21 protein-coding genes are annotated in these 17,867 nt (G+C 68.1%); 17 read left to right on the top strand and 4 right to left on the bottom strand.

Annotated features, from left to right (window positions below; translation table 11 throughout):
* The 4 genes from ACE039_RS04080 to ACE039_RS04065 all read right to left on the bottom strand — a co-directional run.
* Nucleotides 1-314: FAD-dependent oxidoreductase (locus ACE039_RS04080; RefSeq protein ID WP_485821737.1), on the bottom strand; the 314-nt coding region annotated here is incomplete at its 3' end.
* Between the two features lie 116 nt (nt 315-430).
* Nucleotides 431-868 (bottom strand): Rrf2 family transcriptional regulator, encoded by a 438-nt coding sequence (locus ACE039_RS04075; RefSeq protein WP_448709084.1) that lies wholly within the window; start codon nt 866-868, stop codon nt 431-433.
* Nucleotides 869-923: 55 nt separating this feature from the next.
* Nucleotides 924-2,141: an NO-inducible flavohemoprotein gene (gene hmpA / locus ACE039_RS04070; RefSeq protein ID WP_485821736.1), complete on the bottom strand. Its 1,218-nt coding sequence runs from the start codon at nt 2,139-2,141 to the stop codon at nt 924-926.
* A gap of 90 nt (nt 2,142-2,231) precedes the next feature.
* On the bottom strand, nt 2,232-2,963 hold the full coding sequence (locus ACE039_RS04065) for a 4'-phosphopantetheinyl transferase family protein (RefSeq protein WP_485821735.1): 732 nt from the start codon (nt 2,961-2,963) through the stop codon (nt 2,232-2,234).
* 44 nt (nt 2,964-3,007) lie between these two features.
* On the opposite strand from ACE039_RS04065, the gene ACE039_RS04060 reads away from it, so the two are divergent.
* The 17 genes from ACE039_RS04060 to ACE039_RS03980 are packed head-to-tail and all read left to right on the top strand — an operon-like array spanning nt 3,008 to nt 17,838.
* Nucleotides 3,008-3,736 carry a beta-ketoacyl synthase chain length factor gene (locus ACE039_RS04060; protein WP_485821734.1) on the top strand — a complete coding sequence of 243 codons (729 nt, stop codon included), beginning with the start codon at nt 3,008-3,010 and terminating at the stop codon, nt 3,734-3,736.
* On the top strand, nt 3,733-4,569 hold the full coding sequence (locus ACE039_RS04055) for a lysophospholipid acyltransferase family protein (RefSeq protein ID WP_485821733.1): 837 nt from the start codon (nt 3,733-3,735) through the stop codon (nt 4,567-4,569). Before ACE039_RS04060 ends, ACE039_RS04055 begins: the two co-directional genes overlap by 4 nt.
* A 5-nt stretch (nt 4,570-4,574) precedes the next feature.
* On the top strand, nt 4,575-4,835 hold the full coding sequence (locus ACE039_RS04050; RefSeq protein ID WP_105558899.1) for a phosphopantetheine-binding protein: 261 nt from the start codon (nt 4,575-4,577) through the stop codon (nt 4,833-4,835).
* Nucleotides 4,836-4,852: 17 nt separating this feature from the next.
* Nucleotides 4,853-5,107 carry an acyl carrier protein gene (locus ACE039_RS04045; RefSeq protein WP_105558898.1) on the top strand — a complete coding sequence of 85 codons (255 nt, stop codon included), beginning with the start codon at nt 4,853-4,855 and terminating at the stop codon, nt 5,105-5,107.
* Nucleotides 5,104-5,652: a COG4648 family protein gene (locus tag ACE039_RS04040; RefSeq protein ID WP_313462743.1), complete on the top strand. Its 549-nt coding sequence runs from the start codon at nt 5,104-5,106 to the stop codon at nt 5,650-5,652. The genes ACE039_RS04045 and ACE039_RS04040 overlap by 4 nt, the downstream gene beginning before the upstream one ends.
* A complete protein-coding gene (locus ACE039_RS04035) occupies nt 5,616-7,352 on the top strand; it encodes an ApeI family dehydratase (protein WP_485821732.1) in 1,737 nt (578 codons plus the stop codon). The genes ACE039_RS04040 and ACE039_RS04035 overlap by 37 nt, the downstream gene beginning before the upstream one ends.
* Nucleotides 7,339-8,091, top strand: coding sequence for a glycosyltransferase family 2 protein (locus tag ACE039_RS04030; protein ID WP_485821731.1), 753 nt, complete (start codon nt 7,339-7,341; stop codon nt 8,089-8,091). The genes ACE039_RS04035 and ACE039_RS04030 overlap by 14 nt, the downstream gene beginning before the upstream one ends.
* A complete protein-coding gene (locus ACE039_RS04025; RefSeq protein ID WP_485811734.1) occupies nt 8,088-9,011 on the top strand; it encodes a lysophospholipid acyltransferase family protein in 924 nt (307 codons plus the stop codon). Before ACE039_RS04030 ends, ACE039_RS04025 begins: the two co-directional genes overlap by 4 nt.
* Complete coding sequence (locus tag ACE039_RS04020) at nt 9,004-9,447, top strand: acyl-CoA thioesterase (protein WP_485821730.1); 444 nt, start codon at nt 9,004-9,006, stop codon at nt 9,445-9,447. The genes ACE039_RS04025 and ACE039_RS04020 overlap by 8 nt, the downstream gene beginning before the upstream one ends.
* Nucleotides 9,444-10,064: an outer membrane lipoprotein carrier protein LolA gene (locus ACE039_RS04015; protein WP_448709099.1), complete on the top strand. Its 621-nt coding sequence runs from the start codon at nt 9,444-9,446 to the stop codon at nt 10,062-10,064. Before ACE039_RS04020 ends, ACE039_RS04015 begins: the two co-directional genes overlap by 4 nt.
* Nucleotides 10,048-12,375, top strand: coding sequence for an MMPL family transporter (locus ACE039_RS04010; protein ID WP_485821729.1), 2,328 nt, complete (start codon nt 10,048-10,050; stop codon nt 12,373-12,375). The genes ACE039_RS04015 and ACE039_RS04010 overlap by 17 nt, the downstream gene beginning before the upstream one ends.
* Before the next feature lie 45 nt (nt 12,376-12,420).
* Nucleotides 12,421-13,668, top strand: coding sequence for an NAD(P)/FAD-dependent oxidoreductase (locus ACE039_RS04005; protein ID WP_313464696.1), 1,248 nt, complete (start codon nt 12,421-12,423; stop codon nt 13,666-13,668).
* A 7-nt stretch (nt 13,669-13,675) separates the two neighbouring features.
* Nucleotides 13,676-14,230 carry a DUF3261 domain-containing protein gene (locus ACE039_RS04000; RefSeq protein WP_485821728.1) on the top strand — a complete coding sequence of 185 codons (555 nt, stop codon included), beginning with the start codon at nt 13,676-13,678 and terminating at the stop codon, nt 14,228-14,230.
* Nucleotides 14,227-15,426 carry a beta-ketoacyl-ACP synthase gene (locus tag ACE039_RS03995; RefSeq protein WP_313464698.1) on the top strand — a complete coding sequence of 400 codons (1,200 nt, stop codon included), beginning with the start codon at nt 14,227-14,229 and terminating at the stop codon, nt 15,424-15,426. The genes ACE039_RS04000 and ACE039_RS03995 overlap by 4 nt, the downstream gene beginning before the upstream one ends.
* Nucleotides 15,423-15,884 carry a hotdog family protein gene (locus tag ACE039_RS03990; RefSeq protein ID WP_332009628.1) on the top strand — a complete coding sequence of 154 codons (462 nt, stop codon included), beginning with the start codon at nt 15,423-15,425 and terminating at the stop codon, nt 15,882-15,884. The genes ACE039_RS03995 and ACE039_RS03990 overlap by 4 nt, the downstream gene beginning before the upstream one ends.
* A complete protein-coding gene (gene fabG, locus ACE039_RS03985; protein ID WP_105558890.1) occupies nt 15,881-16,612 on the top strand; it encodes a 3-oxoacyl-ACP reductase FabG in 732 nt (243 codons plus the stop codon). The genes ACE039_RS03990 and fabG overlap by 4 nt, the downstream gene beginning before the upstream one ends.
* Entirely contained in the window at nt 16,612-17,838 is a 1,227-nt protein-coding gene (locus tag ACE039_RS03980) for a beta-ketoacyl-ACP synthase (RefSeq protein WP_313462343.1), read from the top strand. The genes fabG and ACE039_RS03980 overlap by 1 nt, the downstream gene beginning before the upstream one ends.
* Nucleotides 17,839-17,867 lie beyond the last annotated feature (29 nt).

The following is a 17,867-nucleotide window of genomic DNA, read 5'->3' as shown; positions in this document are numbered from 1 at the left end:
GTGGACGCCCGAGCGACCGACGCGCGGCACGCCAGCGCGAACTGCAGGCACCAACGCCATTGATGCAGGTCCAGCCGAGGCCGGAAACGCAGTGGCGAATCCTGGCGCAACAACCAGCCGGGCACGTTGGGCAATACGCCCGGGCCGGCCAACGGCGCCACATAGCTATAACTGAGCTGGCCGCCGTTGGCGTAGCTGGACACTTCCGCCGGGCGCGCCTGGCTGTCCACCAACACCACATCGTGCCCTTGGCGCGCCAGGAAATAAGCGGAGGTCACGCCAACAACGCCCGCACCAATTACGCAAACGCGCATGCCCGAGTCCTAAAAAAAAAGGGTTTATGCCCCCACGCCGCTATTCTGGAACGTGCAGCGCCCGCGCGGCAAATGCCAAAGCGGGCAGCATCCATAACAAAACGTCATGCCCCGCGTCAGGCGGCGCGGTGCAGCTTGATGATGGCCGCGGCGGTAGGGTCTCGCACCAGGTCAGCCAGCGTGTAGGCGTTAAGGGCGTCGTAGAAGGCGTTCAGGGTTTGCGCCAGCACGCCGGACAGGCGGCAGGAGCCGTCCAGGGCACAGGGCGGTTCGCGGCAATCGATCAAAGGCCCCTGCTGTTCAAGTTCGCGGATCAGGTCGCCCACCCGGTATTCGGAAGCTGGCCGGGCCAGATTCAGGCCCCCGCCCTTGCCGCGCGTGGTGTTGACCCATTCCCGCTGCGCCATGAAGTGCACCACCTTGACCAGGTGATTGCGGGACACGTCGAAGCGTCCGGCGATCTCCGGGATGGTGACGGCGGCGTGCCGGTCGCGGCATTGCGTCAGATACATCAAGACGCGCAGGCCGAAGTCGGTGAATCGGGTCAGTTGCATAGGAGGAAGACGGGTGCCTGGCGGCCCAGGCGGATCAGGCCGCCAGGATACACCGTCAGGCCGGCGCGCCGCCGGTGCCGAAAGCTTCGGCATGGATGCGGTCAGGCCCCACGCCTAGCGCCAGCAGTACTTCGCGCTGAGCCAGCATGAACGGCGCGGGTCCGCACAGGTAGTAGTCGGCGCCGGGCACGATGACGTCATCGCGGATGGCGCGCAAGTCCAGGCGGCCGGCGTGATCGTAGTCGCGCCCCGGTTCATCATCGTGGCCGATTTCTTCATAGAACACAGCCTTGCGCACGTTGCCGCGCTCGGCGGCGATGCGGTTGACGTGGTCTTTCATGGCATGCACCGACCGGTTGCGACAGCCGTGCACGAAGCGGATCTGGCGCTCATCGTTGTTGCGGACCAGATGGTTCAGGATCGACACCATCGGCGTCAGGCCAACGCCGCCACTGAGCAGCACGACGGGCGCGTCGCTGTCCGCCTTCAGGTGGAAATCGCCTTGCGGCGGCGCCACGTCCAGCACGCCGCCCTCTTCCAGCCGGTCGTGAAGGGCATTGGACACGCGCCCCGCCGGCGTCTGCGCCCCGGCGGGTTCGCGCTTGACCGAAATACGCAGGCGGTCTTGCCCGGGTGCGTCCGACAGGCTGTATTGGCGGGGCTGCATCAGCCCCAGTTCCGGCACGTAGACGCGCACGGACACGTATTGCCCGGGTTGATACGCGGGCACCGCGCCGCCATCGGACGGCGCCAGGTAGAACGACGTGATCTCAGCGCTTTCGGCCTGCTTGCCCACCACGCGGAACGCCCGCCAGCCCGTCCAGCCGCCCGGCTTCCCGGCGGATTCGGCGTACAGGCGTGCCTCTTCGCCGATCAGCAGATCCGCCAACTGACCATAGGCGGCGCCCCAGGCGTCGACCAGTTCGTCGGTGGCGGCCTCGCCCAGCACCTCGCGAATGGAGGCCAGCAGGTGCTTGCCCACAATGGCGTAATGCTCGGGCCGGATGCCCAGGCTGACGTGTTTGTGCACGATGCGAGTCACGACCGGCATCAGCACCGACGGATCGTCGATGTGTTCCGCGTAGGCGGTGACCGCCCCCGCCAGTGCGTGCTGCTGCTGCCCACCGGCCTGGTGGGCCTGGTTGAAGATGTGCTTCAACTCGGGATTGTGTTCGAACATACGCGCATAAAAATGGCGCGTCAGCGCCACGCCGTGCGTCTTCAGGACAGGGGCCGTGGCTTTGACCAGCGCACGGACTTGGGGGCTCAACATCAGGGGCTCCTTGCGTTGCGAGCGGGCTCGCTTTTAAAGATATATTCATAATACATCTTTAAAAGCGCATGGCAAAACGCCCGGGGGCGATCACCCTGCGGCAGACGCCCAATGACCGATAAGCGTCACCGGCGGCAACGGACAGACGGTTGGCGCCCGCCACTGCGGTGACATTGCGTTATCACTGAACGCCAACCAGACCATCGACGCCATCCACGCGCCCCCCACCCGCCAACTGCATGCCCGCCACGCGCCCGCCGGCGCGTTCAGGCGCCACTCCCCGCCCGCGTCCGGCGCCAGACCCACGGACGCCATGTCCGCCGGAAAGTCCAGGTTGGCCGCCTTGATGAAGGCTTCTTTCAAGGTCCAGAGCAGATAGAAGCGCTCTCGTTGCGCGTCACCGTCCAGGGCCGCCAGCGCGGCGGCTTCGGCCGGCGAACAGACCCAGTCCGCTAACCGGAGGACGTCGCGCGGCCGCATGTGTTCAAGGTCGGCCCCCAATTTCCAGCCTGCCGGCGCCTGGGCGCAGATGGCATGGCCGCCGCTGTGGCTCAGCGACAACACCGCGCCAGGCGTCATCGCCGACCTGGCTTCGTGCAGTAAGACGCGGCTGACCTGCCAGTCGTCCTTTCTTGCCTGCCGGCTATCGCTCGCGGGCACCCGGCGCGCGTCCTCGGCGGACACGTTCTCGTCCTGATAGAGAACGGCGGCGCGATGGTCCGCCCAGTACATGAATAGTTCCTGAATTTCCACAGCAATACGTAACCAATTATTCCAGCCAAACAGATGCTTACAGTGACGAATTGGCCATAAAGTAACCATCCAAAACAAAATCAACGGGTAGCGGCATAGTAGAATCGCGCGCTATGTTGACGTTCTCAATCGCGCAATGGCAGGGGTGGGCGCAAGGAATCGATACGCCCACCGACTGGTTGCAGTGGGCCGAACATCCTTACTGCCCCCTCGCGGACCAATGCGCGCCCCGCCTGGATTTCCTGCCTCCGATGCAGCGCCGCCGCCTCAGCTCGCTGGCTCGCGCCGTGTTCGCGTGCGCCTGGCCGCTGGCTGCGGAAGGCGCGGGCATGCCGCTGGTATTCGCGTCGCGCCACGGGGAAACCACCCGCAATTTCGGCCTATTGCAGTCGCTGGCGGCCGATGAGCCGCTATCGCCCACCGCCTTCGGCCTGTCCGTGCACAACGCCATCGCGGCGCAATGGTCGATCATACGCCGCGAAACCACCGAATCCATCGCCCTGTCCGTGGAAGACGACGGGCTTGAGCATGCCTTTATCGAAGGCGCGATGCTGTTCGCCCAGGGTCACGAAGACGTCCTGGTGGTGCTGGCGGAAGAACGCCCTCCCGCTCCCTACGCCCCCTGGATCGACGACGTGCCATATACGTATGCGACGGCGTTCCACCTGCGCCCCGGAACGGAATGGACGCTGGCGATGGCAGCCTCCCCGGACGGCACGCCGCCTGACGCCGCGCAGACCTGGCCCAATCCGCTGAACCTGCTGCGTCACCTGACTTTGAAAACACCCGCCTGGACGCATCAGAATCACGCCCGACGCTGGACCTGGACACGCACGGCATGACAAGCCCCCCACAATCCCGGCAGGACTTCTGGCTTTGGCGCCTGGTCGCCACCGGCATGGCCTTCACGATGTTCGGGCTGGGCGGCGTGCTGCTGCGCGTGCTCGTCTTTCCGCCGCAGCGCCTGCTGCCGGGCGGCAAGGCAGACCGCCAGCGCCGTGCGCGGTCGGCGCTGAACCGTACTTTCCGGTTCTTCATCCGTTTCATGGTCCGCGTCGGCATCCTGACGGTGGAGTTCAAGGGCGCCGACCGCCTGGGCAAGCCGGGCCAGATGATCCTGGCGAACCACCCCTCGCTGCTCGATGTCGTGTTCCTGGTCGGCCACGTCAAGAACGCCAACTGCATCGTCAAGCACGGCCTGGCCACCAACCCGTTCACGCGCGGCCCGATCGCCAACGCCGGCTACATCACCAATGATGAGAGCTTCGACATGTTCGACCGCGCCGCCGACGTGCTGCGCAATGGCGAAACACTGATCGTCTTCCCAGAGGGCACGCGCACGCCTCCCGATGCGTCGCCGCAATTCCATCGCGGCGCCTGCGCCATCGCGCTGCGCGGCGCGAGAGTCGTCACGCCCGTAGTCATCCGGATGACCCCGCGCAGCCTTACCAAAGGCGAACCCTGGTACCGGATTCCACCGCGCCGCATGCGCTATGTGATCCAGGTGGGCGAGGATATCGACCCGGCCGTGTGGGGCGACGCGCATCCCCTGCCGATCGCCGGGCGCAAAATGAATGCCTGGCTACATGCCTATTTCGAAGCCGAGCTGGCGCGCCCCGCGCCGGCCGGCGCTCTCATGAACGAACCCACCCAGCACGGTGGTAGCGGAGTCTAAGCGGGATGAATGAATTGGAACTTGAGCTCAAGATGCTCGTCATCGAATCGCTGGGGCTGGAAGACATGACGCCCGCCGACATCGCGTCCGACGACCCGCTCTTCGGTGACGGACTCGGGTTGGACTCGGTGGACGCGCTGGAGCTGGGCCTGGCGGTGCAAAAACGCTACGGCATCACCATCGATCCCGAAACGCGCAACATGCGCGATCACTTCACCAGCATCAATAGCCTGGCGGCCTTTGTCGCCGCGCAACGGCGCGCCTAACGCATACGGAGTCCACGATGCATACCCGCGAGGACATCTTCAATACGCTGCGCGATGCGCTGGTCGAACTCTTCGAGATCGAACCGGATCGCGTCACGCCGCAAGCCAATCTGTATACGGACCTGGAGATCGACAGCATCGATGCCATCGACCTGATCGACCACGTCCGCCGTCAAACCGGCCGCAAGCTGGACGCCAACGATTTCCGCACGGTACGCACCGTCGAAGACGTCGTCCAGGCGATGTGGCAAAAGCAGGCGCCCGACGCATGAAACGCGGCGTCGCGGCCGGCCTTGCCGCCGCCGGCGTCGCGTATCCCTTTGCCGTCTACGCGACGCTGGGGCACGTGAATCCGGCCTGGCTGGCACTGCCGCTGGCCGCGCTGTGGCTGGCGCGCGGCCTGACCGCGCGCGCCGCGCAACCCGGCGGACGGTTGCTGCCCGCCGTCGCCGTCGCGTTCTGTCTCGTGCTTGCCGCGACCAACTCCGAAGCCTGGCTGCGCTGGTATCCCGTGCTGGTCAACGCCATGATGCTTACCGTTTTCGGCATTAGCCTGCGGGTGGGCCGCCCGGTCATCGAGCAACTGGCGCGCCTGCGCCATCCCGACCTGCCGCCCGAAGGCGTGCGCTATACCCGCAACGTAACTCGCGTGTGGTGCGCGTTCTTCGCGGTGAACGGCGCCATCGCGGCGAGCTTGGCCGCGTGGGCGCCCTGGAGCTGGTGGGTCGCTTACAACGGGGCCGTCAGCTACGGCCTGATGGGCCTGCTGATCGCGGGCGAATGGCTGCTGCGCCCGGCAGCCGCCAAGGCGGCCTGAGCATGCGCTGGACGCCGCTGGAACGCCTGTTGCTGCCGTCGGCCGATGCCGGCGGCGTGCCTGTCGCCGACTCCCCCCCATTGACGCGCGCCGCCTTCGCAGAAGCCAGCCTGCTGGCCGCGGGTGCGCTGCGCGCGCGCTCGGCGCGCCGGCTGGCGCTGTGGTTTGACGACGCCGCCGCACTGGCCACCGCCCTGTTTGCCTGCTGGCGCGCGGGCGTGGTCGCCGTGCTTCCCGGCGATGCGCAGGCGCAGACTTGCGCCACGCTGGACACGAACGTCGACGCCTGGTTGACCGACAGCGCTCTGCCCTTGCCCGCCGAAAGGCAGTGGCGCCTGTCCGGCCTGCACGACGGCGACGCCATGACGCCCGCCCAGCTGGATCCCTCCCTGACGCTGGTGCTGTGCACCTCGGGTTCAAGCGGCAGTCCCAAGCACCTTGTCAAACAATGGCGGCAACTGGCGGCGGAAGTCTCCGCGCTGCAACAGCAATGGCCCGAGCCTGACTCGCCGGTGTTGGGCAGCGTGTCGGCGCAGCACATGTACGGCCTGCCGTTCCGCGTGCTGTGGCCGCTGTGCGCGGGCCGGCAGATCGACCGCCGCCAGCGGCTCTACCCCGAAGAGCTGCAGCAGGCCAGCCTGCGCTACCCGTCCTTCACCTGGATCGCAAGCCCCGCGCTATTGCGCCGCCTTGGGCAACGGCTGGATTGGGCCCAACTGCGCGGCCGGCTCGTCCGCATCCATACGTCGGGCGGCGCCTTGCCCATCGAGGTATCCGACGCCATCGAGCGCGACCTGGGGCTGCGCCCCACCGAAATCTACGGCAGCTCGGAAACCGGTGCCGTGGCGTGGCGCACGGGTTCGGACGATTGGCAACCATTGCCTGGCACGGCCGTCAGCCTCAACGCCGAAGGCGCCTTGCGCGTGCAGTCGCCGTGGGTGAATCCCGCCGACCAGCAAACCTCCGACGGCGCGTGCCTCACGCCAGGCGGCTTCCAATTGCTGGGCCGGCTGGACCGCATCATCAAGATCGAAGAAAAGCGCATCTCGCTGCCCATGCTGGAGCAGTTCCTGATGCGCCATGCCTATGTGGACGACGCCCGGCTGGGCCGGCCTTCCGGCGCCGCGCGGCTGACAGGGCTGGTCGCCTTGTCAGCCACCGGTTTGCACGCTTTGCGCAACCAGGGCCGCAAAACGGTCGTGGACACCTTGCGCGCGCACATGGGCACCGGCTTCGAATCGCTGGCCATTCCCCGCAGCTGGCGCTTCTATCGGCACCTGCCCGCCAATGCCCAGGGCAAGCTGCCGCAGGCCGACTTCGACGCGGCGGCCGGCGCGCGCGCCGTCGATCCCATCGCGGTGGAATTGCCCGGCCAGCCCGCTGGCGAACGCCGCTACGCGCTCGACATCCCCTACGACCTGGCGCACTTCAGCGGGCATTTCCCGTCGGTGCCGGTCGTGCCTGGCGTTGCCCAGATCGGTTGGGCGGTATCGCTGGCGCAACGCGACCTGCGCCCGGACTTGCGCGTGGGCGGCATGGAAGCCCTGAAGTTCCAGAAGCTGCTGCGCCCGGGCGACGTCGCCGTGATGGCGCTGCGCTGGGACGAAACGAAGCAGAAGCTGTATTTCACGTGCACCGTCGACGACGCGCCTTGCTCGTCGGGCCGCATTCTGCAGGCGGACAGCCATGCCGGAACATAAGCTCTGCGCGGTCATTCCGGTCTACAACCACGGCGCCACGGTCGCGGCCGTGCATGCGCGCCTGGCCGCGCAGGACCTGCCTTGCGTCCTGGTCGACGACGGCTCGGACGCGGACTGCGCGGCGGCCCTGGACGCGCTGGCCAGGCTGCCCCGTACGCATCTGGTGCGCCGCATCGTGAACGGCGGCAAGGGCGCCGCGGTGCAGGACGGCCTGCGCGCCGCCGCCGCGCTGGGATACACCCACGCCTTGCAGGTGGACGCCGATGGACAGCATGCGCTGCCCGACGCAACCGCGTTTGCCGATGCCTCGCGGGCCCGGCCGCAAGCCGTGATCTGCGGCGCACCCGTCTACGGCGACGACGTGCCGCGCAGCCGCCTTTACGGCCGCTGGCTGACGCGCGTCTGGGTCTGGATCAACACCCTGTCGCTCGAAATCCCCGACGCCATGTGCGGTTTCCGCGTCTACCCGCTGGCGCACGTGCTGCCGGTGATCGACGGCGCTCGCGTGGGCCGCCGCATGGACTTCGACATCGCCATCCTGGTGCGTCTGCATTGGCGCGGCGTCGCCATGACGTGGCTGCCCACGCGGGTGGTCTATCCCGAAGGTGGCATTTCGCATTTCAAGGGCCTGCGCGACAACCTGCTGATCAGCCGCATGCACGCGCGGCTGTTCTTCGGCATGCTGGTCCGTTCGCCCGCCCTGCTGTGGCGCCGACTGGCGCGAGGGCCGCGGCCTTGAGCGCCGCCGATCCCCATTGGGCCGCTCAGGCCGAACGCGGCAGCCCCGTGCTGATGCGCCTGACGGCGTGGGCGGCCCGCCGGCTGGGCCGCCGCGTCGTCGCCCCCGTGGTCTGGCTGGTGGTGCTGTACTTCTACGCCTTCGGCGGCCGCGCCCGGCGCGCCATCGCGCAATATCAGCAACGGCTGACCCAAGCCGGCGGATTGCCCGCGCCGCTGCCGCGCGCCGCGCCCGTCTACCGCCAGTACCTGGCGTTCGCCCACGCCATGCTGGACAAGCTGGACGTATGGCAAGGCAAGATCACGCTGGCCGACCTGGACATTGCCGACCCCGACGGCCTGCACGGGCAAATGGGCACCGGGCGCGGTCAGATCCTGGTGGGGTCGCACCTGGGCAACATCGAAGTCTGCCGTGCGCTGGCGGAACGGTCCGGCGCGCTGCGCCTGAATGTCCTGGTCCACAGCAAGCACGCCGTCCACTTCAATCGCCTGCTGTCGGAGGCCGGCGGGGGCCCGCGCATGATCCAGGTCAGCGAGCTGGACGCGCCAGCCATGCTGGACCTGGCGCAGCGCCTGGATCGCGGCGAATGGCTGGCCATCGCTGGCGACCGGGTCCCGCTGCAAGGCGACCGCACCACGCCCGTGCAGTTCCTGGGCGCCAGCGCCCCGCTGCCGCAAGGGCCCTGGCTGCTGGCCGGCCTGCTGCGCTGCCCGGTCAACCTGCTGTTCTGCACCCGCCACGGCGCGCGCTACCGCGTCGCGATGGAACGCCTGTCCGACGGCATCGAATGGACGCGCGCCACGCGCCAGGCGCGCATCGCCCATTGGGCGCAGCGCTACGCCGACCGCCTTGCCGCGCATTGCCGCGAGGCGCCGCTGCAATGGTTCAACTTCTACCCCTTCTGGAAAGACGATGCGTAAACGAGGCCTAATCGGCGCCGAAGTGGAAGTCCGTGTCCCGTTCTTCGACGTCGACTCGCTCAACGTCGTGTGGCACGGCCACTACGTGAAGTACCTGGAGCAAGCGCGCTGCGAACTGCTGGACCAGTTGGGCCATAACTACGAAGCCATGCGCGCCAGCGGTTACGCCTGGCCGGTCATCGATATGCACCTGCGCTACGCGCAGCCCGCCCAATTCGGCCAGCGCCTGACGGTGCGCGCCGAACTGGTCGAATGGGAAAACCGCTTGAAGATCAACTACCTGATCCTTGATGCAGCGACCGGCACCCGGCTGACGCGCGCAACCTCGGAACAGGTTGCGGTCTGCATTGAAACGCGTGAAATGCAACTGGCGTCGCCCGCCGTGTTCGTGGAAGCGGTGCAACGCAAGCTGCAATCCCTGGAGGTCCGCGCATGACGATGGCTTTCCTGAAGACGGCGACGCGCCTGTTCCTGCTGCTGGCGTTGACCGCCCTGCCCTGGACCGCCCGGGCGTTCGACCTGAACGACTTGCAGGCCCAGTTGCGCGCCACGCCGGTGGTCCGTGGCCATTTCGTGCAGCAGAAATTCCTGCGTTCGCTCCCCCAGCCGCTGACCAGCCGCGGCGACTTCACGCTGGCGGCCGGCAAAGGGCTGTTGTGGCTGCTGCGCACGCCTATCGCCCAGGATCTGCGCATCAACGCCAACGGCATTTCGCGGCGCGATGAATCCGGCGCCTGGCAGGCGCTGCCGCAACAGACGGGATCGGGCCGCGAAAACCGCCTGTTCCTGTCGGTGCTGGCGGGCGACACCCGCGGGTTGCAAGAGAACTTCGACCTGGCGCTGACGGGCCAGGCCGATGCCTGGCAATTGCTGCTGACGCCGCGTTCGGCCTTGCTGCGCCAGATTTTCGACAACATCCAGATCAACGGCGGCAAACTCGTCGACCGCATCGAACTGCGCGAAACGCAAGGCGACCGAAGCGTTCTGCAGATGACGGACGCGGCCGCCGCCGACCGGTTGACCCCCGAGGAGCAACGTGCGTTTTCAGACTGAACGCTGGCTGCCGCGGCTATTCAAGCTGGGCCTGCTGCTGGTGCTGTGCGCCGGCGTCTGGCAGTGCCGCAACGGGTGGCCGGTATCCGCCAACCTGATGGATCTGGTGCCGCGGGCAACGGCCGACGCCACGCACAAGTTGGCCGAAGCCCGCATCCAGGAACCGCTATCGCGCCAGATCGTGGCGCTGGTGGCGGCGCGGCCGGACGCGGACCCGGTGGCCCCTGCGCGCCTGCTGGCCGAACGCTGGACCCGCAGCGGGCTGTTCTCGTCCGTGCAGATGGAACTGAACGTGGACGTTGCCGCGTTGCGCGCGCAGTTGCTTGCCAGCCGCCTTGCCATGCTGCCCGCAGCGGACCGCGAACAATTGGCATCCGACCCCGCCGCCTACGCCCAGCGGCGCGCCCGCGAACTGTCGGACCCGTTCTCGTCTTCCGGCCTGGTGCCCGCCGATCAGGATTGGCTGGGCCTGACGCGCCGCGCCGAACAAGCGCTGCGCCCCGGTGGCACGGTGCAGTACGACATGGGCACTGGCACGCTGCAAGCCGAACACGGCGGCAAGCGCTGGGTGCTGATACGCGCCGAAACCCGCGCCGACGCCTTCGACAGCGACGCGCCTCAGGGCATTTCGCAGCAGATCGATCAGGACCGCCAGGCGCTGCACGCCAGCGGCGCCCAACTGCTAATGGCGGGCGGGCCGCTCTACGCGGCCGCCGGGCGCGCGCAGGCCGTGGCGGAAAGTTCCTGGATCGGTTCAAGCGCCATGGTCGGCATCGTGCTTGTGCTGCTGCTGGCCTTGCGCCGCGCGCGTGCGCTGCTGGCGTTCGTGCCGGTCGCGGTAGGCCTATTGACCGGCGCCGTGGCCTGCGTCGCGGTGTTCGGTTCGATCCACGTGCTGACGCTGGTGATCGGCGCCAGCCTGATCGGCGTGGCGGTCGACTTCCCCATGCACTGGCTCGGCAAAAGCTACGGCATGGCCGACTGGCAGGCATGGCCGGCGCTGCGCCGCGTCTTGCCAGGCCTGACGATCAGCCTGGCGGCCAGCCTGGTGGGTTACATCGCGCTGGCCTTCACCCCCTTTCCCGCGTTGACGCAGACGGCCGTATTTTCCGCGGCCGGGCTGTTGGGCGCCTATGCCTGCACGGTGTGCCAATTGCCCGCCTGGATGGACGGCTGGCGTCCCCGGCCCTGGCCCCCGCTGCTGCGCGCAGCCGATGCGGCGTTGCGCCTGCGCGCGCGGCTGGCCGGCCGGCGCGCCCTGCTTGGCGTGGGCGCACTGGCGCTGGCAGCGGCAACCATCGGCGGCATCAGCCGGCTGGCCATCCAGGACGACCTGCGCCAGTGGCTCAGCCTGCCCGCGCCCCTGCTGCAACAGGCGCGCCAGATCGGCGACATCACCGGCTTTACACCGACCAGCCAGTTTTTCCTGGTCCGCGCCGACAGCGAAGACGCGCTGCTGCGCCGCCAATCGCAGGTCGCCCAAAAGCTGGACGCGCTGGTCAAGCGCGGCGACCTGGCGGCCTACAGCGCCCTGAGCCAACTGGTCTCGCCCGCCGGCGATCAACTTGCGCTGGGCCAGCGGCTGGCCGCCCTGGCCTCGCAGCCCGGCACCTGGAAGCCGCTGACGGACATCGGCATTCCTTTCGACCTGCTGCGCCAGGAGCTGCAAGCGATGGCCTCGCTACCCGCGATCACGATCGACGGCGCGCTGCAAGGCCCCCTGGCCGAACGCTGGCGCGCGCAATGGCTGGGCGTGCGCGATGGCGAAGCGGCGGGCATGGTTACCCTGCTGGGTCTGCGCGATGCGGCCGCGCTTGAGGGCATTGCGGATGGCCTGCCGGGCGTCATGCTGGTGGACCGCAGCGGCGACCTGAACCGGATGTTCGCCTCGACCCGCATCGAAGCCGCCGAACTCAAACTGCTGTCGTACGCCGTGGCCGCGGTGCTGCTGCTGCTGACCCTTGGGCGCGCCGCCGCCTGGCGCATCCTGGCGGTGCCGCTGGCCGCCACCGCCTGCTCGCTGGCCGCCCTGGGCTACCTGGGTCAGCCGTTGACCTTGTTCAGCCTGTTCGGCCTGCTGCTGGTGTCCGCCATCGGCGTGGACTACGCCATCTTCATGTATGAGCGCGTCGCGGGGGCCGCCGCCAGCCTGGTGGGCATCTTGCTGGGCGCCGTCACCACGCTGCTGTCATTCGGGTTGCTGGCCATCAGCCAGACCCCAGCCATCGCCAACTTCGGACTGGCGGTAGCCCTTGGCGTGGCTTTCTCCTTGCTATGGGCCCCCTGGATCCGTCCGCCGGGCACGGCCTGAGCCCCTTCCTCCCCTTTTCTTCGTACCGACATGGAATCATTCCGCATGGAACATCGTGAAGTCGTCGTCATCGGAGCCGGCCCCGCCGGCGCCGTCGCCGCTGCCCTGCTGAAACGGCAAGGGCACGATGTGCTGATGCTGGAGCGCCAGCAGTTCCCGCGCTTTTCCATCGGCGAAAGCCTCCTGGCGCACTGCCTGGAATTCGTTGAGGAAGCCGGCATGATGCCCGCCGTCGCGGCGGCGGGTTTCCAGGTGAAGAACGGCGCCGCCTTCGCGCGCGGCGACCAATACACGTATTTCGACTTCCGTGACAAGTTCACCGCGGGCCCGGGCACGACCTTCCAGGTGCAGCGCGCGCAGTTCGACAAGGTGCTTGCCGACGATGCCGCCCGCCAGGGCGTGGACGTGCGCTACCTGCAGGAAGTCACCGCTGCCGATTTCAGCGGCGACACCCCCGTTCTGGACGTGCGCGGCGCAGACGGCGCCACCTACCAGGTCAAGAGCCGCTTCGTGCTGGACGCCAGCGGCTACGGCCGCGTGCTGGCGCGCCTGCTGGATCTTGAACGCCCGTCGTCGATGCCGCCGCGCAAAGCCATCTTCACCCATATCGAAGACCGCATCGACGACCCCGGTTTCGACCGCGAAAAAATCCTGATCAGCGTGCATCCCGAGCAACCGGGCATCTGGTATTGGCTGATCCCGTTCTCGAACGGCCGCTGCTCGTTTGGCGTCGTCGGCGGGCAAGACCTGTTCGGCGCGCCCGACCAGGACCTGATGAGCACCCTACGCGCCATGGCCGACGCCGCGCCCAACCTGAAGCGCATCCTCGCGAACGCGGTCTGGGATACGCCCGCCAATACCATCGGCGGCTATTCGGCCAGCGTCACGCGCTTGCACGGCCCGGGCTACGCGCTGCTGGGCAATGCCGCCGAATTTCTGGACCCGGTGTTCTCGTCCGGCGTCACCATTGCCCTGCGGTCGTCCAAACTGGCCACCGACGCCCTGCACCGCCAACTGGGCGGAGAACCGGTCGACTGGCAACGCGATTTCGCCGATCCGCTGATGGTGGGGGTCGAGACGTTCCGCGCCTACGTGCAAGGCTGGTATAGCGGCGAATTCCAGGATGTGGTCTTCTACAAAAACGCGCAACCGGACATACGCCGCATGATCAGCTCGATCCTTGCGGGCTACGCCTGGGACGCCGACAATCCTTTCGTCGCCAGCCCGCAGCGCCGCCTGCGCATGCTGAGCGAACTTTGCCGCGGCGCCAATGCGCAGGCGGAACCCGCCTGATACCGACATGCGCTCGTCCTTGCCCCTCCTGTCCCCCTGCCGCGTCATCGCCGCGGTGATCGCCATCGCGCTGCTGGCGGGCTGCGCCGGCGCGCCGCCCGTGCCTGCGCGCGAAACGGCTTTCACCGTGCCGCGCCAGTTGCACGTAGTGCAAGCGGCCGCCGGCCAGCCGTCACTGGATACGATGCTGGTGGTGCAACGCGAAGGCGCCGCGCTGCGGTGGTCGCTGTTCGACCCGATGGGCGTGCCCCAGGCCCGGCAGATGTACGAGCACGGACAGTGGCGCAACGATGGATTTCTTCGTCCGAACGCCCAGGCTCGCAGCCTGTTCGCGGCCCTGATGTTCGCCTGGACGCCGCAAGCCGAACTTGACGCCGCCTACGGCGTCGGCGCCTGGCAGGCCCGCCACACTCCTGACGGCGCGGCCGAACGCAGCTTGCGGGATCGCGGCGCCACACGCTGGACCGTCCGCTGGCCGCAGGCCGCCGACCCGGACGTCTTTTCCATCACCGGCGCCGACGGCAACACCTGGCGGATCGCGCCGCTCAAGGAGCAGCCATGAACAGCTGGCTGGGCACACCCGGCATCGTCTGCGCGCTGGGCGCCGGCATCGATGCGGCGGCGCAAGCCGCGTTCAACGGCGATACGGGCGGCATGGTGGCCCAGACGGGCTGGGTCGACGGACGCAGCCTGACGCTGGGCGGCTACACCGGCGCCTTGCCGGCAATACCCGACACGCAGCCCGCGCAGCATCACAGCCGCAACAACCAATTGCTGCTGGCCTGCGCCGCGCAGATCGAACCACAGCTGCAACGTGCCATCGACCGCTATGGCCCGGCGCGCGTCGCCGTCGTGCTGGGCACCAGCACGTCGGGAGTCAACGACAACGCGCCCGCCTTCCGCCAGTTGGCCGCCCAGGGAGCCTGGCCCGCCAGCTACGACTATCGCCGCCAGGCCCTGTCTTCGCCCGCGGCTTTCCTGGCGGCCTATCTGGGCGTGTCAGGGCCGGCCTACACGCTGTCGACGGCCTGCACGTCAAGCGCCCGCGCGCTGTTGTCGGCGCACCGGATGCTGGCCGCCGGCCTGTGCGACGCCGTGGTCTGCGGCGGCGCGGACACGCTGTGCCGCTTGACGATCAACGGCTTCGCCACGCTGGAAGCCGTGGACGACGCGCTGTGCCTGCCGTTCTCGGCCAACCGCCGTGGCATCAACATCGGCGAAGCCGGCGTCCTGTTCCTGATGGAACGCGATGCCGCCGACCCGCACGCCGTCGCCCTGCTGGGTGGCGGGGCCAGTTCCGACGCTTGGCACATGTCCGCCCCCGAGCCCTCCGGCGCCGGCGCGCGCCTGTCCATGCAGGCCGCCCTGCGCGCCGCCGACGTGTCACCCGCCGACATCGGCTGGGTCAACCTGCACGGCACGGGCACGACCCACAACGACGCCATGGAAAGCCAGGCCATGCATGCCGTGTTTCCGGAAGGCGTGCCCTGCGCCTCCACCAAGGCGCTGACCGGCCACACGCTGGGCGCCGCGGGCGCCATGGAAGCTGCGCTGGCATGGATCACGCTGTCGGCGGGCAACCCCGACGGCCGCTTGATGCCCCACGTCTGGGACGGCCACCCCGACCCCGCGCTGCCTGCGCTGGACTTCAGCACCGGCCAGCACCGCTACGCCCAAGGCCGGCCGCGCATCGCCATGAGCAACTCTTTCGCCTTCGGTGGCAACAACGCCAGCCTGATCTTCGGAGCCCGCGCATGAACCCATGCCCCTGGCCCGTCGCCAGCCTGCTGCCTCACGCCGGCAACATGATCCTGATCGACGACGTGCAAGCCTACGACGCCGACAGCCTGAGCGCGCGCGCCGTCGTTCGCCCCGGTCCCTATTCATGGCCCGACGGCTCGCTGCCGCCCTGGCTGGGCATGGAACTCATGGCGCAAGCCGTGGGCGCCTGGGCCGGCTGTCAGGCGCGCCAGGCAGGCCAGGCCGTCAAGCTGGGCTTTCTGCTTGGCACGCGGCGCTACGACTGCCACGCCGACCGCCTGCCCGCCGGGGCCGCGTTAACCATCCATGTTCGACGCGGCCTGATCGACGCCAGCGGCATGAGCGTCTTCGAATGCGAACTGCACGACCAGACCCGCCTGCTGGCCCAGGCCCGGCTGAATGTCTATCAGCCCAAAGATCCCACCGCATTTATCCAGGAAGCCCCCCTTCAATGAGCGCTGCCCCTATCCTCGTAACCGGCTCCAGCCGCGGCATCGGCCGCGCGATCGCGCTGGCCCTGGCCGACGCCGGCCATGACCTGGTGCTGCATTGCCGCCAGCAGCGCGACCAGGCCGAGGCCGTGCTGGCCGACGTCCTGGCCCGTGGACGCCAAGCCCGTATCCTGCAGTTCGACGTGGCGGACCGCGCGCAATGCGCCGCCGTCCTGCAAGCGGATGTCGATGCCCACGGCGCCTACTATGGCGTCGTGCTGAACGCCGGCCTGACGCGCGACGGCGCCTTCCCCGCCTTGACGGGCGACGACTGGGACCAGGTGCTGCGAACCAACCTCGACGGCTTCTACAACGTGCTCAGTCCGCTTGCGATGCCGATGATCCGGCGCCGTGCCGCGGGGCGCGTGGTCTGCATGGCTTCGGTCTCCGGGCTGGTGGGCAACCGCGGCCAGGTCAACTACAGCGCATCCAAGGCCGGTTTGATCGGCGCCGCCAAAGCCCTGGCCGTTGAACTGGCCAAGCGCCAGATCACCGTTAACTGCGTCGCCCCCGGCCTGATCGATACCGACATGATCGACGAGCACGTGCCCGTGGAAGAAATCCTGAAGGCAGTGCCGGCCCAGCGCATGGGCCGGCCTGAAGAAGTGGCCGCCGCCGTGGTGTTCCTGATGTCGCCGGGCGCGGCCTACATCACCCGCCAGGTCATTGCCGTCAACGGAGGCCTGTGCTGATGAAGCGCGTCGTCATTACCGGCATGGCCGGCATCAGCGCCCTGGGTTCCGATTGGGCCCACATACAGCAGGCGTTCGCGTCGGGCCGCAGCGCCATCCGGCACATGCCGGACTGGTCCCGGTACGCCGAACTGAATACCCGGCTGGCGGGCCCCGTCGAAGATTTCCAGGTGCCCGCGCACTGGACCCGCAAGCAATTGCGCAGCATGGGGCGCGTTTCGCAGTTGGCCGTCCGCGCCGCCGAACTGGCGCTGGCCGACGCCGCGCTGCTTGGCGACCCGAGCATCACCGACGGCCGCATGGGCGTGGCCTGCGGGTCTTCCGTGGGCAGCACGGCCGAAATCCGCGCCTTCGGCAACATGCTGCTCAACGGCGTCACCGAAGACCTCAACGCCAACTCGTACGTGCGCATGATGCCGCACACCACCGCGGCCAACGTCGGCATCTTCTTCGAACTGAAGGGCCGCATCATCCCCACGTCCAGCGCCTGCACGTCGGGCAGCCAGGGCATCGGCTACGCCTACGAAGCCATCCGCTACGGCCGCCAGGAAATGATGCTGGCCGGCGGGGCGGAAGAGCTCTGCGCCAGCGAGGCGCTGGTGTTCGACGCGCTCTACGCCACCAGCCAGCAGAACGACACGCCGGAACTCACGCCCCGCCCCTACGACCGCGACCGCGACGGGCTGGTGATCGGCGAAGGCGGCGGCATGCTGGTACTGGAATCACTGGACCACGCCCTGGCCCGCGGCGCCCGCATCCATGCCGAGGTCGTCGGGTTCGGCAGCAATTCGGATGGCACGCACATCACCCGCCCCGAGGCCCGCACCATGCGCATCGCCATGGAAATGGCGCTGGCGGACGCGGCGTTGCCGCCGCAGGCCATCGGCTATGTCAACGGACACGGCACGGCGACCGAACAGGGCGACATCGCCGAAACGCAAGCCACGCACAGCCTGTTCGGCAGCGGCATGCCCATCAGTTCGCAAAAGAGCTACCTGGGGCACACCCTGGGCGCCTGCGGCGTACTGGAATCCTGGTTCAGCATCGAGATGCTGAACAGCGACTGGTACGCCCCCACGCTGAACCTGCGCAACGTCGACCCCCGCTGCGGCGAACTCGATTACGTGCAGGGCGAAGGCCGGCGCATGAACAACGAATACGTCATGAACAACAATTTCGCCTTTGGCGGCATCAATACTTCCCTGATTTTCCGGCGGTGGCGCTGAACACGGCGCCCGCCCTTTTCAACTTTCCA

Source organism: Achromobacter maghribensis (assembly GCF_057334215.1).
This window is presented reverse-complemented; position numbering and strand designations above follow the sequence as displayed.